10 protein-coding genes, 6 tRNA genes and 1 pseudogene are annotated in these 14,585 nt (G+C 70.3%); 6 read left to right on the forward strand and 11 right to left on the reverse strand.

Going from position 1 to position 14,585, the window contains the following annotated elements:
- Window positions 1–116: 116 nt before the first annotated feature.
- The 8 genes from ABNF97_RS23605 to ABNF97_RS23640 all read right to left on the reverse strand — a co-directional run bounded on the left by ABNF97_RS23605 (window position 117) and on the right by ABNF97_RS23640 (window position 3,794).
- Window positions 117–1,307 (reverse strand): winged helix DNA-binding domain-containing protein, encoded by a 1,191-nt coding sequence (locus ABNF97_RS23605; RefSeq protein WP_349339824.1) that lies wholly within the window; start codon window positions 1,305–1,307, stop codon window positions 117–119.
- A gap of 298 nt (window positions 1,308–1,605) precedes the next feature.
- Window positions 1,606–1,678 (reverse strand) — tRNA-Leu (locus ABNF97_RS23610).
- A 78-nt stretch (window positions 1,679–1,756) separates the two neighbouring features.
- Window positions 1,757–1,832: transfer RNA gene (locus tag ABNF97_RS23615), tRNA-Leu, on the reverse strand.
- A gap of 6 nt (window positions 1,833–1,838) precedes the next feature.
- Window positions 1,839–1,910: transfer RNA gene (locus ABNF97_RS23620), tRNA-Gln, on the reverse strand.
- A 229-nt stretch (window positions 1,911–2,139) separates the two neighbouring features.
- Window positions 2,140–2,212, reverse strand: a tRNA-Gly gene (locus tag ABNF97_RS23625).
- A gap of 6 nt (window positions 2,213–2,218) precedes the next feature.
- Window positions 2,219–2,292: transfer RNA gene (locus ABNF97_RS23630), tRNA-Leu, on the reverse strand.
- A gap of 223 nt (window positions 2,293–2,515) precedes the next feature.
- A tRNA-Trp gene (locus ABNF97_RS23635) sits at window positions 2,516–2,588 on the reverse strand.
- 402 nt (window positions 2,589–2,990) lie between these two features.
- Complete coding sequence (locus tag ABNF97_RS23640) at window positions 2,991–3,794, reverse strand: alpha/beta fold hydrolase (protein WP_130460538.1); 804 nt, start codon at window positions 3,792–3,794, stop codon at window positions 2,991–2,993.
- A gap of 302 nt (window positions 3,795–4,096) precedes the next feature.
- On the opposite strand from ABNF97_RS23640, the gene ABNF97_RS23645 reads away from it, so the two are divergent.
- Both ABNF97_RS23645 and ABNF97_RS23650 read left to right on the forward strand, forming a co-directional pair.
- Window positions 4,097–4,528 carry a phage holin family protein gene (locus ABNF97_RS23645; protein ID WP_130460537.1) on the forward strand — a complete coding sequence of 144 codons (432 nt, stop codon included), beginning with the start codon at window positions 4,097–4,099 and terminating at the stop codon, window positions 4,526–4,528.
- Window positions 4,525–5,082, forward strand: coding sequence for a DUF3618 domain-containing protein (locus tag ABNF97_RS23650; RefSeq protein WP_349339825.1), 558 nt, complete (start codon window positions 4,525–4,527; stop codon window positions 5,080–5,082). Before ABNF97_RS23645 ends, ABNF97_RS23650 begins: the two co-directional genes overlap by 4 nt.
- A gap of 109 nt (window positions 5,083–5,191) precedes the next feature.
- Here ABNF97_RS23650 and ABNF97_RS23655 read toward each other — a convergent pair whose 3' ends face one another.
- Together ABNF97_RS23655 and ABNF97_RS23660 are read right to left on the reverse strand one after the other, a co-directional pair.
- A complete protein-coding gene (locus ABNF97_RS23655) occupies window positions 5,192–5,842 on the reverse strand; it encodes an MBL fold metallo-hydrolase (RefSeq protein ID WP_130460536.1) in 651 nt (216 codons plus the stop codon).
- A 108-nt stretch (window positions 5,843–5,950) separates the two neighbouring features.
- Window positions 5,951–6,706 (reverse strand): maleylpyruvate isomerase family mycothiol-dependent enzyme, encoded by a 756-nt coding sequence (locus tag ABNF97_RS23660; protein WP_349339826.1) that lies wholly within the window; start codon window positions 6,704–6,706, stop codon window positions 5,951–5,953.
- 232 nt (window positions 6,707–6,938) lie between these two features.
- Here ABNF97_RS23660 and rsgA point away from each other — a divergent pair, with 232 nt between their 5' ends.
- From rsgA to uvrC, 4 genes and pseudogenes are all read left to right on the forward strand, one after another.
- Entirely contained in the window at window positions 6,939–8,009 is a 1,071-nt protein-coding gene (gene rsgA, locus ABNF97_RS23665) for a ribosome small subunit-dependent GTPase A (RefSeq protein WP_349339827.1), read from the forward strand.
- Window positions 8,010–8,175: 166 nt separating this feature from the next.
- Window positions 8,176–11,142: pseudogene (gene uvrA / locus ABNF97_RS23670) on the forward strand (excinuclease ABC subunit UvrA); the annotation flags it as partial.
- Between the two features lie 238 nt (window positions 11,143–11,380).
- Window positions 11,381–11,869 carry a Rieske 2Fe-2S domain-containing protein gene (locus tag ABNF97_RS23675; RefSeq protein ID WP_130460532.1) on the forward strand — a complete coding sequence of 163 codons (489 nt, stop codon included), beginning with the start codon at window positions 11,381–11,383 and terminating at the stop codon, window positions 11,867–11,869.
- A 76-nt stretch (window positions 11,870–11,945) separates the two neighbouring features.
- Entirely contained in the window at window positions 11,946–13,895 is a 1,950-nt protein-coding gene (uvrC, locus tag ABNF97_RS23680; protein ID WP_349339828.1) for an excinuclease ABC subunit UvrC, read from the forward strand.
- 43 nt (window positions 13,896–13,938) lie between these two features.
- Here the strand turns inward: uvrC and ABNF97_RS23685 are convergent, their stop codons facing one another.
- On the reverse strand, window positions 13,939–14,196 hold the full coding sequence (locus ABNF97_RS23685) for a hypothetical protein (protein WP_130460530.1): 258 nt from the start codon (window positions 14,194–14,196) through the stop codon (window positions 13,939–13,941).
- Window positions 14,197–14,585 lie beyond the last annotated feature (389 nt).

Consider the following 14,585-nt stretch of genomic DNA (forward strand, 5'->3'; position numbering starts at 1 on the left):
ACGGTCCAGCGTGGATCGACGGCACGACGTAAGGCACCGCGCTAGGGATGCCCGTGCGATCTCATCGACCAGCATTGGGAGCTGGTTGACCGCTTTTGCCGCTGGCGCTGCATCGGTCAATAGGAGTCGAACTCGACGTCGACGGACGAGGCACCCCGCAGTGTTGCGACCTGCTCGGCCTCTGCTTGTAGCGGTTTTTTGTTCCGAGCCGGCAAGGTGCCGAAGGATTTCAGAGTGAGGGTCAGCTTCCGCCCGCTCTTACGCGGACGCCAAACACCGGCGATCTCGCCATCAACGAGCACCGTGCCCGGGTCGCCTACGGCCTTCCACACGTCCCGGTGATACTGCTTGTCAATGGCTGTCTCGCGGTCACGCAGCTGCGTGTAGGGGTCGCGAGGTGGAAGAAGACGCACCCCCTTGGGCGTCGGAGCCGACTGCAACGCATCAAGGTCCTCCGTAAGTAGCCACGTCTTGCGGCCGAAATCGACCTCCGTCATCTCGTCCTCGACCAGGCTCCACCAGGTGCCGGCGTCGCCGGCACGGACGCCCAGCCAAGCGGCGAAGTCCGCTCGGGTCGACGGACCGTAGCAGCGGAGGTATCGGCGGAGCAGCTCGGCGCGCGCGGTCTTCGGGTCGGTGTCCGGGATCGGATCACCCAGCCACTCATCGACCAGGACGAACGGTGCCTTGTTCCCGTCGCGTGGCGCGAAGCAAACCACTTTCTGCAAGGTGAGGATGCGGATGCAGAAGTGCACGACGGCCTCGCCGAGCGGTTGGCCGGCGGCATGGGGACCTTCTTGTTCCCAGATGTCGCGCTGCTTCTTCGACAGCTTGCGGGCGATCCGCTCGGCGAGTTCTGCGCCGAGTTCGTCGATGGCGAGTCGACGTCCGGTCAGGACATCACTGATCTCGGTACCGGTCAGCTCAACGGTCTCGGTGAGGCTGAGGCCGAGCTTGTCCACCGATTGCCCTGCCCCGAGGATGAACTGGCGCATCGCCTCCTCGGTCGGCGGGAGCACTCCGGTGGTGAAGACCGGTGCATCAGCGGTCGGGAAGTAGAACGGCGAGCCGCGCATGCACCAGCTCTGCAGGAGGCTCTTGTCCTCGGCTACTGCTTCGTCGACCCGATCCTGCGAGAGGTTGCGCACCCGGGCGTGCAGGGCTAGCAGCGCCGACCCGGGCGGGCTGTTCTGGACGCCGCACAACCCGGCCGCGTCGAGCAGCCTCTGCTCGCCCAAGCGTTCGGTGAGGTGCTGGGCGTGGAGCCGAAATGCGATGACGTCGGCTCTGGAAACCTTCACAGCCATCAACGCAGGCTACCTCGGGAGCCATGACGGGCTGCGGAGGCAGCGTCGGAGGTGCGGCGAAGTTGGCGCTGGGCCGGTTTTCCGCTGGTGATCCGGCGGAGCATGCCATTGATGCCTGCCCAGCGAATGAGTGCTTCGGAAACTTCCGGCTGGCGTTCGTAGTCGCGGGCCAGCCCACCCGGACCGCGGCGGCCATCCCGCCACACCGTCCAAACAAGAACTTCTCCACACGCACTTAGCAGGGCGGCGCCATGGACCTCTCGGCCGTCCTTCCGAACCGCCGACAATGACGCGTACGTACCCGGAGCAGGAGTCGAACCTGCAACGCACCGGTTCTGAGCCGGCGGCCTCTTCCGTTGGGCTACCCGGGCATGGGTGGAGTGACGCGGGATCGAACCGCGCACGCGAAGCTTGCAAGGCAACGCTGTGCACCAGCACTCACCCCAAAGTGCCCTCGGCGCGACTCGAACGCGCACGATGACCAGGCTCTCGACCTGGCGCCTCTACCAATTGGGCCACGAGGGCATCGCGCTCCCGGACAAGGATTTGAACCTCGATTGCCTGATCCAGAATCAGGAGTCCTGCCAGTTGGACGATCCGGGAATGGGCGGCCGGCGGGGGAGAATCCGCCGGCCGCCGTCAGCGCCGGGTCAGCGCGGCCCAGGTGGGTACCGTCGCTGCCGATCGCAGCACCATGCCGGCCTCGGTGGAGACTGACCCGGTGGAGCGGGCCGAGGTCGGCGTTGATGACCAGGACGTCCACCGGACACCTCCTCTTCTCGTGAATGTCGCGAAGCTCTCGCCGATGTGCTGGGCTCTCGTGGGTGTTCGGAGCGGCTGCCGGGATTCGAACCCGGGACCTCCACCATGGCAAGGTGGCGCGCTGCCAACTGCGCTACAACCGCGTGGGATGCTCCGGGTGCGATTCGAACGCACACTGTGCGCGTTTTGAGCGCGCTGCCTCCTGCCCTTGGGCTACCGGAGCGGCTGGCCTTTGCCAGTTACACCATTCCCGACGGGGTGCGGTCCGGGGCCCGAGAATCGAACTCGGTTTCTCCTGTACCCAAAACAGGCGGGTCAGCCGTCTCCCTCGCCCCGGATCTGCCCGGCCGGCGCGGTGGTACGGCGCCGGCCGGGCATCAACAATGCCATCCACTGTGGATTTTTCAACGTGGTACCGGTCCCGCCGGCCGAGGCCGGGGGAGAAGCAGAGGCGACAGGACTCGAACCTGCAACCTTCGGATTTGGAGGCCGCTGCGCTGCCAGTTGCGCCACACCCCTGTGTGCTGGAATCAGTGCGGGCAAGAGAAACGCCGCCCGGTCCCGGGGCGGGGAGGGCGGCGTGGACGCGAGTGGAGTCGCGTTACGTCCGCCAGCCGCCCAGGTCGGCACATGCGCCGGAGCCTAGGTGGACGGGGCGCCCGAGCATGGCGAGGCTCGTCGAGGCGTCTGGCAGCTGCCGCCACGCTCGCGAAGAGGTCTGCCACAACATCGGTTGCTCCTGTCGATCTGACGCGCCAATTTCGTTGATCGCTGTGCCCACCACGGTAGGGGCCGCCTCCGAGCGCGGCAACATCTTTTTCGGCTTCATCTTCCGTACCGTCGGATCACCTGCCGGAAACGCCTGCGCGGCGGCGTTTCCGGTGCCGGTGGGCGACCGGTGCGGCGTTGTCGGGATCGGATTCAGGAGCCCTCTTCGACCAGTCGAGTGACGGCCGCGGCGACCACATCGGGTGCCTGGGTCTGCGGAAAGTGTCCCACTCCGGGGACCATCACGACCTCGGCGCCGAGCTGTTCGCCGATCCAGTGGGCCTCGGCCGCCGGGTCCTTCCAGTCCACGTCGGCGGCGCCCATCACCACGACGGCGGGGGCGGACACCTCGGGCAGCCGCCGCCGGGCCGGCTCGTGCGAGGTGCGGGTCGTCCGCACGAACGCCCGCCAGTGGCCGGGCCGGCGCAGGTTGTCCCGCACCAGGGCGAGGTGTTGTTGGTAGCCGTCGGGCTTGGCGCCGGGCACCCACTTCGGGTAGTAGCCGAGGAAGGCAGCCGGGCCCCAGGGCCGGACGAGCATGATCCGGAAGAGCAGGTTCAGCACGGCCGCGCCGGCGGGTTGCCGGACGAACGGGCCGAGCAGGGCGAGGCCGCGTACCTTCGCCGGGGCGTCGGCGGCGGCGATCACGGCGGCACCGGCGCCCATGGAGTTGCCGACCAGGTGGGCGGGTCCGCCGAGCTCGTCGACGAGCGCGAGCAGATCGCTGGCGAGCGCCAGGTCGTCGTAGCCGGAGAAGCTGGCGTCGCTGTCACCGTGCCCCCGGATGTCCATCACGGCCACCCGGTAGCCCGCCTCGACCAGCTTCGGCGCGAGCAGCCGGTACGACTGGCGCAACTCGCCCATCCCCGGCGTGCAGATCACCAGCGGCCCGGCACCCTCCCACAGGTCGTACGCGATGCGTCCCTCAGGGCGGCGAAGGTAGCGGGGGTTAGCCATAGCTTTAAAGCTACACCCATTAGCCTAACGTGCCAAGCCGAAGCCGCGGTTTCGTCCCGGCCCGGCGATGGCCGGTGGCACCATGGAAGAGCAGTAGGTCCTTGGCGAGTCGACCGAACCTTCGGGACGGACCCAGCCGGGGCATCGGCCGGTGTGGGCGGACGTGCGACGCCCTCAACACGCCCGTGGCGGCCGCCCGACAGCAGGGATGGTGCCGCTGCCGCAGGGCCCGACTCCGACGGCTTGCCGGGCTCGCGTCGGTCGCGGGAGCCCGGTCCGACAGTCGTACGGGAGGAGAAGCCATGGGGGATGTCTCGGCCAGCACAAGTACGAGCGGCGACGGAGCCACCACACCCGAGCTGGTGCAGCGGGCCGCCGACCAGATATCCGGGCTGCTCCGCGAGGAGCTCGCACTGGCGCGGCTGGAGGTGTCGGAGAAGGGCAAGCGCGCGGGCGTAGGCGTCGGGCTGTTCGGCGGTGGCGGTGCGCTGGCCCTCTACGCCGGTGGTGCGCTGGTCGCCGCGGCCGTGGTGGCGTTGAGCTATGTCATCCCGGCCGCCCTGGCCGCACTGGTCGTCGCCGCCGTCCTTGCGGGTATGGCGGGCCTGCTCGCGCGATCCGGTCGGGAGCGGGTCCGTGGTGCGGCACCTCCGATGCCGAAATCGACGGCGGGAAGCCTGCGCGCCGATGCCGAGACGGTGCGGAACGCGGCCCGGGATCGGGGACGGTCATGATGCCGGGGGACGGCGTCGGCGACGTGGACCGGACTCGTGCGGAGATCGACCGGCGGCGCACCGAACTCGGCGAGACGGTTCAGGCGTTGGCCGCCAAGACGGACGTGCGGGCCCGTGGCCGCGAGAAGGCCGAACAGACCACGAACCGGCTTCGGGAACGATCGACGCAGGTCACCGGGACAGTCCGCGAGAAGGCCGCGCAACTACCGGAAGCGGCCGGCCAGAAGGTGGGACAGGCGCAGCGGAGGGTGGGCCGGATTGCCGCGGATGCCGGCCAGCAGGCCGTACGCGGTGCTCAGGTGATGGGGGCCTCGGTCAACCGGGCAGGCGGATTCGTCCGCCACAACCCGGTGCCCATCGCCCTCGGTGCCGTCGCGGTGATCGTCGGCGTGGTGACGGCGCGGAAGCGCACGGACGCGGCCCGAGGCAGGCGTCGGAGCGACCGCTGGAACGCCGACCGGCTGCTGCGGATGGCCCAGCCGATGGCTCCGTGGTGGTCGGTGGCGGCCCGGTCCGTGAAACGCGCCTCCCGGTCCCGGCTCGTCCGACGCTGAGCAGCGGGCCGGCCACCCCGAGGGCGAGTCCCCGAGCAGGGACGTCCGGCACGCGAGGGCGCATCCGGCGCCGAGTGGGGACATCCGGCACCGGCGAGGTCCGCTCCGACTACCAGCCCCGGGCCCGCCACCCCGGGATCGACGGACGCTCGGCGCCGAGGGTCGAGTCCTTGCCGTGGCCGGGGTAGAACCAGGTGTCGTCCGGCAGGACACCGAACACCTTGGTCTCGAGGTCGTCCATGATCTGCGCGAACTCGTTCGGATTGGTCGTCCTTCCGGGACCTCCCGGGAACAGCGAGTCCCCGGTGAACAGGTGTGTCCCGTCGACGTCGTCCCGATAGAGCAGCGCGACGGAACCCGGAGTGTGCCCGACGATGTGGATCACCTCGAGTTCGCGGTCGCCGACCCGGACCCGGTCACCGTCGGCGAGCGGCTCGGAGGGGATCGGCAGCCCGTCCGCGTCGGCCGCGTGCACCAGGGATCGGGCCCCGGTGCTGGCCAGAACCTCCTCCAGGGCGACCCAGTGGTCCATGTGTGCGTGCGTGGTGACCACGGCGGCCAGCCCGCCCTCGCCGATCAGTTCCAGCAGCCGGGGCGCTTCGTTGGCCGCGTCGATCAGCACCTGCTCGCCGGTGGAGGCACAGCGCAGCAGGTACGCGTTGTTGTCCATCGGGCCGACCGAGAGCTTGCTGACGGTGAGGCCGGTCAACTGGCGTACGTCGGGCGGGCCGTCGGCGACGACGTCTCCGGTGTAGCTCATGGTCGGGTGCCTCCGAGTGGATCAGCGGATCAGCGGGTCAGAGTGGATCAGCGGGTCAGAGTCGAGCTGGATCGAGGGCGGGTCGGCTGGATCGAGGCGGTCGGCGGATCAGATCCAGGGCGGGGGTGCCGGCAGCGGCCCGGCGGGCGTGACGACCAGGCCGGCACCGGTGCTCCGGCCGGTCAGCCACCCCGCCAGTTCGTGCGCCGGGCCGGCGACGGTACGCAGCTCCGGGCCGCTCTCGGCGGCGGGGATGCCGACCGGCCGGCCCCGGCCGCTGCCAATGGTCAGCGGCTGCCCGGTCTCCGCGGGCACCAGCACCAGGGCGAGTGGATCGTCCCGCTGGGCCAGGTCGTGCACCACCTCGTGCAGCAGCCGCTGACCGAACGCCTCCGGCCAGTCGGCTGTCCGGTAGCCGGCGGCGAGGTCGACGTGGTGCACCTCCACCTCGCGCAGCCGTCCCCAGGCCAGGGTGGCGGCGGGCCGGAGCCCTCGGGCGGACCGGACCTGGGCGGCCCAGGCCTCCGCCGGGAGCGCCCGGGCGGCCTCGGCGAACCGCTCCGCGCTGGCCCGCAGGTCGGCGAGCTGGGCGGCGGTCGGCCGGGCCGAGCCGGCCGCGATGTCCGCGTTCCGGACCGCCGGGGTCGGATACTGCGGGATGTCCTCGCCGGTACGCGCCGAGGTCAGCAGGTTGACGTAGCTGTCGGCGTTCCGGGCCAGGTGGCTGAGCACGTGCCCCCGGGTCCAGCCGGGGAGCAGGGACGGCTCGCCGATCGCGGCGTCGTCGAGCCCGTCGACGGTCCGCAACAGCCGATCCGTCGCCCGGTCCACCTCGGGCAGCAGCGCGAGTGGGTCGAGTGTCACGACTCACGACCATAGCGCCCGACGACCGGTCCGGCCCGCACGCCTCGGGCGGGAGTGGCGGGAGTGGCGGGCCGGAATTGGCTTTCGGTCCGGTCGTATCAGCACCTACCGTCGAGGAGGAGTACCCGCAGGGCGTGAGGGGGTGGGATGCATGCCGGTCGCAGTGCGCGGGGCAACCGTTTCCACTTCTGAATTCGACCGTTGAATTCCACTCCTGACGACAAGGGTAGACATGACCATCGATCTCGTGTCCCTCGGTTGGGACGCGTCCACGGCCGCGGCGTATCCCGAGCGCGGCGACGAACTACGTCCCGGGCGGGTGGCCCGGGCGGACCGGGGAATCTGCACGGTCCTCGGCGCCGGGGGACCGGTCCGGGCCAGTCTCGGCGGCGGGGTGCTGGTGGCGGCCGCCCGGGACGCGGTCAACCTGCCGTGCGCCGGGGACTGGGTGCTGCTCCGGGACTGGCCGGACCGGCGACTGACCGTGGAGGCGGTGCTGCCCCGGCGCACCGCGATCGTGCGGCGGACCGCCGACAAGGACTCGACCGGCCAGGTGCTGGCGGCCAACGCGGACGCGGCGGCGGTGATCGAGCCGCTGCATCCGTCACCGGACGTGGCCCGGATCGAGCGGCTGCTCGCGCTGGCCTGGGAGTCCGGCGCCACCCCGCTGCTGGTACTCACCAAGTGTGACCTGGTCGCCGATCCGGCGGCGGTGGCCGAGCAGCTCGGCCAGGTGGCGCCGGGCGTCGAGGTGCTGGCGGTCAGCGCCCAGCACGGCACCGGGCTGGCCGGGCTGCGCCGGTGGGTCGCCGCCGGCCGGACCCTGGCGTTGCTCGGGCCGTCCGGCGCCGGCAAGTCGACGCTGGTGAACGCGCTGGCCGGGGCGACGGTGATGACCACCCAGGGGGTACGCGGGGTGGACGGCAAGGGCCGGCACACCACCACGCACCGGCAACTGATCCCGATTCCGGGCGGGGGTGCGGTGCTGGACACCCCGGGCGTGCGGGCGGTGGGCCTGCTCGACGCGGCGGTCGGGCTGGACCGGGCCTTCGCCGACGTGGCCGCGCTCGTCGCGGAGTGCCGCTTCGCCGACTGCGGGCACCGGGGCGAGCCGGACTGCGCGATCCGGGGCGCGCTGGAGACCGGCGAGCTGAGCCCGCGGCGCTGGGCGAGCTGGCTGAAGCTCCAGCGCGAGGTGGCGTTCGAGACACGCCGCCGGGACGCGCGCCTGGCGGCCGAGGAGCGGTACCGAGGGAAGCGGGTTCGCAAGGAGCAGCGGAGTCGGGGCGGCCCGGGACGGTGAGTGTCCGGGGATCGTGACGTTGAACTGCGGGAATCTGTCGGTGCGGAAAACTGTCGTACCCCGGGGCTAGAGTTGCCGAGGCGCTCTTCTGCGTCAACGAAACCGGCGCTTCGCGCGCCAGCGAATCGGACAGAACATATCTTTTCTTCCCGGGAGTGCGCGGACAGTGGCCGACCGACTGATCATCCGTGGCGCGCGTGAACACAACCTGCGCGACGTCAACCTCGACCTGCCACGCGACGCCATGATCGTCTTCACCGGGCTCTCGGGTTCCGGCAAGTCCAGCCTGGCCTTCGACACGATCTTCGCCGAGGGGCAGCGCCGGTACGTCGAGTCGCTGTCGTCGTACGCCCGACAGTTCCTGGGCCAGATGGACAAGCCGGACGTCGACTTCATCGAAGGGCTCAGCCCGGCCGTCTCGATCGACCAGAAGTCCACCTCGCGCAACCCGCGCTCCACCGTCGGCACCATCACCGAGGTCTACGACTACCTCCGGTTGCTCTTCGCCCGGGTCGGCGAGCCGCACTGCCCGATCTGCGGTCAGAGGATCTCCCGGCAGAGCCCGCAGCAGATCGTCGACCGCGTGCTGGCGATGGAGGAGGGCACCCGGTTCATGGTGCTGGCCCCGGTGGTGCGCGGCCGCAAGGGCGAATACGTCGACCTCTTCGCCGAGCTCCAGGCCAAGGGGTACGCCCGGGCCCGGGTCGACGGGGTGGTCCATCCGCTCACCGAGCCGCCCAAGCTGAAGAAGCAGGAGAAGCACACCATCGAGGTGGTGGTGGACCGGCTCACCGTCAAGGCGAGCGCCAAGCAGCGGCTCACCGACTCGGTCGAGTCCGCGCTCGGCCTCTCCGGCGGGCTGGTGCTGCTCGACTTCGTCGACCTGCCCGAGGACGACCCGCAGCGGGAGCGCCGCTACTCCGAGCACCTGGCCTGCCCCAACGACCACCCACTGGCGATCGAGGACCTCGAACCCCGGGTCTTCTCCTTCAACGCCCCGTACGGCGCCTGCCCGGAGTGCACGGGGCTGGGCACCAAGAAGGAGGTCGACTCCGAACTCGTCGTGCCGGACGTGGAGCGGACACTGCGCGAGGGCGCGATCCAGCCGTGGTCCGGCGGGCAGACCCAGGAATACTTCCTCCGCCTCTTGCAGGCGCTGGCCGAGGCCGAGCACTTCGACCTCGACACCCCGTGGCGGGCGCTTCCGTCCCGGGCGCAGAAGACCATCCTGCACGGCTCCGGCGACCAGGTGCACGTGCGCTACCGCAACAAGTACGGCCGTGAGCGCTCCTACTACACCGGCTTCGAGGGCGTGGTGCAGTGGATCGAGCGGCGGCACAACGACACCGAGTCGGACTGGTCCCGGGACAAGTACGAGGGATACATGCGGGACGTGCCCTGCCCGGTCTGCCGGGGCAGCCGGCTCAAGCCGGAGGTGCTGGCGGTCACCCTGGGCGGGCGGAACATCGCCGAGGTCTGCGCGCTCTCGGTCGGCGAGTGCGCGGAGCTGCTCGGCGGGATGACCCTGACCGACCGGCAGAAGATGATCGCCGAGCGGGTGCTCAAGGAGATCAACGCCCGGCTGCGCTTCCTGGTCGACGTCGGCCTCGACTACCTGTCGCTGGACCGGCCGGCCGGCACGCTCTCCGGCGGCGAGGCGCAGCGGATCCGGCTGGCCACCCAGATCGGCTCCGGGCTGGTCGGAGTGCTCTACGTGCTGGACGAGCCGTCGATCGGGTTGCACCAGCGGGACAACCACCGGCTGATCGAGACCCTGGTCCGGCTCAAGGGACTCGGCAACACGCTGATCGTGGTGGAGCACGACGAGGACACCATCCGGACGGCGGACTGGATCGTCGACATCGGGCCCGGGGCCGGCGAGCACGGCGGCAGGATCGTGCACAGCGGTTCCGTGCCGGACCTGCTGACCAACTCCGAGTCGGTGACCGGGGCGTACCTCTCCGGGCGCCGATCGATCCCGACCCCGAAGGGGCGCCGGCCACAGACGCCGGGCCGGGAGCTGGTGGTGCAGGGTGCGCGCGAGCACAACCTGCGGAACCTCACCGTGTCGTTCCCGCTCGGCCAGTTCATCGCGGTCACCGGCGTCAGCGGTTCGGGCAAGTCGACCCTGGTCAACGACATCCTCTACACGGTGCTGGCGAACCAGATCAACGGGGCGCGGCTGGTGCCCGGCCGGCACACCCGGATCACCGGGCTGGAGAACGTCGACAAGGTGGTCGGGGTCGACCAGTCGCCGATCGGGCGTACCCCGAGGTCCAATCCGGCGACGTACACCGGGGTCTGGGACCACGTCCGCAAGCTCTTCGCCGAGACCACCGAGGCGAAGGTCCGGGGGTACGGGCCGGGCCGGTTCTCGTTCAACGTCAAGGGTGGCCGGTGCGAGGCGTGCAGCGGCGACGGCACTATCAAGATCGAGATGAACTTCCTGCCGGACGTCTACGTGCCGTGCGAGGTCTGCAAGGGCGCCCGCTACAACCGGGAGACCCTGGAGGTGCACTACAAGGGGCGGACGGTCTCCGACATCCTGGAGATGCCGATCGAGGAGGCGGCCGAGTTCTTCTCGGCGATCCCGGCCATCCACCGGCACCTGAAGACCCTGGTCGACGTCGGCCTCGGCTACGTCCGGCTCGGCCAGCCGGCGCCCACCCTCTCCGGCGGCGAGGCGCAGCGGGTCAAGCTCGCCTCCGAGTTGCAGAAGCGCTCGACCGGCCGGACGGTGTACGTGCTCGACGAGCCGACCACCGGGCTGCACTTCGAGGACATCCGCAAGCTGCTCGGGGTGCTGGACAGCCTGGTCGACAAGGGCAACACCGTGATCGTCATCGAGCACAACCTCGACGTGATCAAGACCGCCGACTGGCTGGTCGACATGGGTCCGGAGGGCGGGCACCGGGGCGGCATGGTGCTGGCCGCCGGTACGCCGGAGGAGTTGGCGGAGGTGCCGGAGAGTCACACCGGGCAGTTCCTCCGGCCGGTACTCGGGCTGACCGGCCCGGCCCGGGGGGCGAGCGCGGCCACCACCCGGGCGGCCCGGGCCAACGGCACCGCGAAGGCCAACGGCACCGCGAAGGCCAACAGCACCGCGACCAGGGCGAACGGCGCTACGGCCAAGGCCGGTGACGGTGCCGTGAAGTCCGGTAACGGCCGGGCCGGCGACGGTACGGTGAAGGACGGCGCCGCCCGGGTGGGCACGACCGCGAAGGCCGCAACCGCGAAGACCGGCACGGCGAAGAGCCGACGTACCGGCAAGTCCTGACAGCGGTCCGGTTGAACCAGTTGGTGGATATATCCGTGTCTTCGGGCGTGGCCGCGGACGACCAGGAGCGCGGCGCCGAAGAGGAAGGCTAGGTATGAGTGACGAACTGACCGGGCCGGGCACGCAGACCCGACGGGCGCTGTTGGCGGGTGCGGGTGCGGTGGGAGTGTCCGTGGTGTTGGCCGCCTGCGGCACCGGTGACGACGACGCGCTCGACGGCACCGGAAACAGCCCGTCGGCCGGCGGTGCTCCGTCCCCCACCGGTTCGCCGAGCGCTCCGGCCAAGGGTGGCAGCGCCGCCGCGCTGGCCAAGAAAAGCGAGATTCCGGTTGGCGGCGGCAAGATCCTCGCCGACCAGCAGGTCGTGGTCACCCAGCCGACCGAGGGCGAGTTCAAGGCTTTCAGTTCGATCTGCACCCACCAGCAGTGCCCGGTGACCGGCGTCGACGGGGGCACGATCAACTGTAGTTGCCACTTCAGCAAGTTCTCCGTGGCGGACGGCTCGGTGAAGGGTGGCCCGGCGACGAAGCCGCTGGCCGAGAAGAAGATCAACGTCGACGGCGACGACATCGTCCTGGCCTGAACCCGGGGCGCCTGGCACGGCCGACCATCCGTCGCCGTGCCAGGCGGTGTCCCAGGCGGGGTCTAGGCTTGTCGGCGTGCCCGACCCCGCTACCTATCGCCCGGCACCGGGCACGATTCCCGACCTGCCCGGGGTTTACCGGTTCCGCGATCCCACCGGCCGGGTGATCTACGTCGGCAAGGCCAAGAGCTTGCGCAGCCGGCTCAATTCCTACTTCGGCGACCTGTGGAACCTGCACCAGCGCACCCAGCAGATGGTCACCAGCGCCGGCAGCGTGGACTGGGTCACCGTCGGCACGGAGGTCGAGGCGCTCCAGCTCGAATACAACTGGATCAAGCAGTACGACCCCCGGTTCAACGTGCGCTACCGGGACGACAAGTCGTACCCCTATCTCGCGGTCACTCTCGACGAGGAGTTCCCCCGGCTCCAGGTGATGCGGGGCGCCAAGCGCAGGGGGGTGCGCTACTTCGGGCCGTACTCGCACGCCTGGGCGATCCGCGAGACGCTGGACCTGCTGCTCCGGGTCTTCCCGGCCCGGACCTGCTCGGCCGGGGTGTTCCGGCGGCAGGCCCAGATCGGCCGGCCGTGCCTGCTCGGCGACATCGACAAGTGCTCCGCGCCCTGCGTCGGGCGGACCTCGGCCGAGGAGCACCGCCGGATCGTCGACGAGTTCTGCGACTTCATGGGCGGCCGTACCGACCAGATGGTCCGCCGGCTCGAACGTGAGATGGGCGAGGCCAGCGAGGCGCTGGAGTTCGAACGGGCCGCCCGGCTGCGTGACGACATCGTGGCGCTGCGCCGGGCGATGGAGAAGCAGACCGTGGTCTTCGGCGACGGTACCGACGCCGACGTGGTGGCGTTCGCCGAGGATCCGCTGGAGGCGGCGGTCCAGGTCTTCCACGTCCGGGACGGGCGGGTACGCGGCCAGCGCGGCTGGGTGGTGGAGAAGGTTGAGGACCTGAGCACCGGAGACCTGGTGCACCACTTCTGCTCCCAGGTCTACGGCGAGGCCGAGGGGGAGGGCGACGTGCCCCGCGAGCTGCTGGTGCCCGCGCTGCCGGCCGACGTCGACGCGCTGGCCGAGTGGCTGTCGGCGCGGCGGGGCGGAAAGGTCGCCCTGCGGGTGCCGCAGCGCGGCGACAAGAAGGCGCTGCTGGAGACGGTGGCGCGGAACGCGGCCGAGGCGCTGACCCGGCACAAGCTGCGCCGGGCCGGTGACCTGACCACCCGCAGCGAGGCGCTGGACGAGATCACCGAGGCGCTCGGGCTGCGTACCGCACCACTGCGCATCGAGTGCTACGACGTGTCGCAGATCCAGGGCACCGACGTGGTGGCCAGCATGGTCGTCTTCGAGGACGGACTGGCCCGCAAGAGCGAGTACCGGCGGTTCGTGGTGCGCGGGGCCACCGACGATCTTTCGGCGCTCTCCGAGGTGCTGCGTCGCCGGTTCGCCCGCTATCTCCAGGTGCGGGGTGAGATCGGGGAGATCGGTGACGAGATGGCCTCCGACCCGGACCGGCCGGGCATCGACCCGACCACCGGACGTCCGCGCAAGTTCGCGTACCCACCGCAGTTGGTGGTGGTGGACGGCGGGCAGCCCCAGGTCGCCGCCGCCGCGGAGGTCCTCGCCGAACTGGGCATCGACGACATCGCACTCTGCGGGCTGGCCAAACGGCTGGAGGAGGTCTGGCTGCCCGGCGACGAGTTCCCGGTGATCCTGCCGCGCACCTCGGAGGGGCTCTACCTGCTGCAACGCGTCCGGGACGAGGCGCACCGATTCGCCATCACGTTCCACCGGCAACGCCGCTCCAAGCGGATGACCATCTCCGGCCTCGACCAGATCGCCGGCCTCGGCGAGGTACGCCGCAAGGCACTGCTGCGGCACTTCGGGTCGGTGAAGCGGCTGTCGGCGGCCACGGTGGACGAGATCGCCGAGGTGCCCGGGGTGGGCCGGCGTACCGCCGAGGCGATCGTCGCGGCGCTGCACCCGGCGGAACCGCCGGAAATCGCCGACAAGCGGGTATAGCCAGCCGTCCCGTGGTCGCACCACCTGGCCGAGGTACAGGCGGTCAGCGGGTGCACTCCAGCAGCACCCACGCGCTGTACCCGCCGGGCCAGATGTAGCTGTCGATCACTTCGCAATCGGTGAAGCCGGCGTCCCGGGCCCTGCCCAGGGCCTGGCCGTAGGCCCACTCATAGGCAAACCCGAAGCTGCTGGAGCCCTCACCACGGAACTGCCTGGTCTCGTCGGCGTGCGCCGCCCCGCCGGTGCCGAGCACGGCGAAAGATGCGGTCAGTAGTGCGGAGATCACTATTCGGACAAACATTCGATCAGGATAAGTGGATGTCGATGTGATCGCATGCGGAAGTGTCGATGCTGGTTCTGTCGTCTGCCTGCGGCCGTCTGGGTGGTTGTGAGCGCGATGTCCGGATCCGATCCATGATCCACTTCGGCCGCGGGTGGTCGGTGGAATGTCGGCAGGCCGGCAGTCGTTACACCACCCGTGCGACCGAGTACCACCAGCCGTGACCTGCACTGGTGGTCAGGCGCCGGGGAATGATCCGGGGCGCCCGGTCGTTACATACTGTGTTCGCCCGAGTACCGGCACCCCCCGGGCAGGTGTTCGGGCGTTCCTCGCTTGTCCCTGGAGACCTGTGGCGTCTCGGGACAGGTTTCTCCAATGACACCCCATCCCCCCGGTGGGGTGTTCATCCC

This window comes from Plantactinospora sp. B6F1, from assembly GCF_040120695.1.
GTDB lineage: Bacteria > Actinomycetota > Actinomycetes > Mycobacteriales > Micromonosporaceae > Plantactinospora.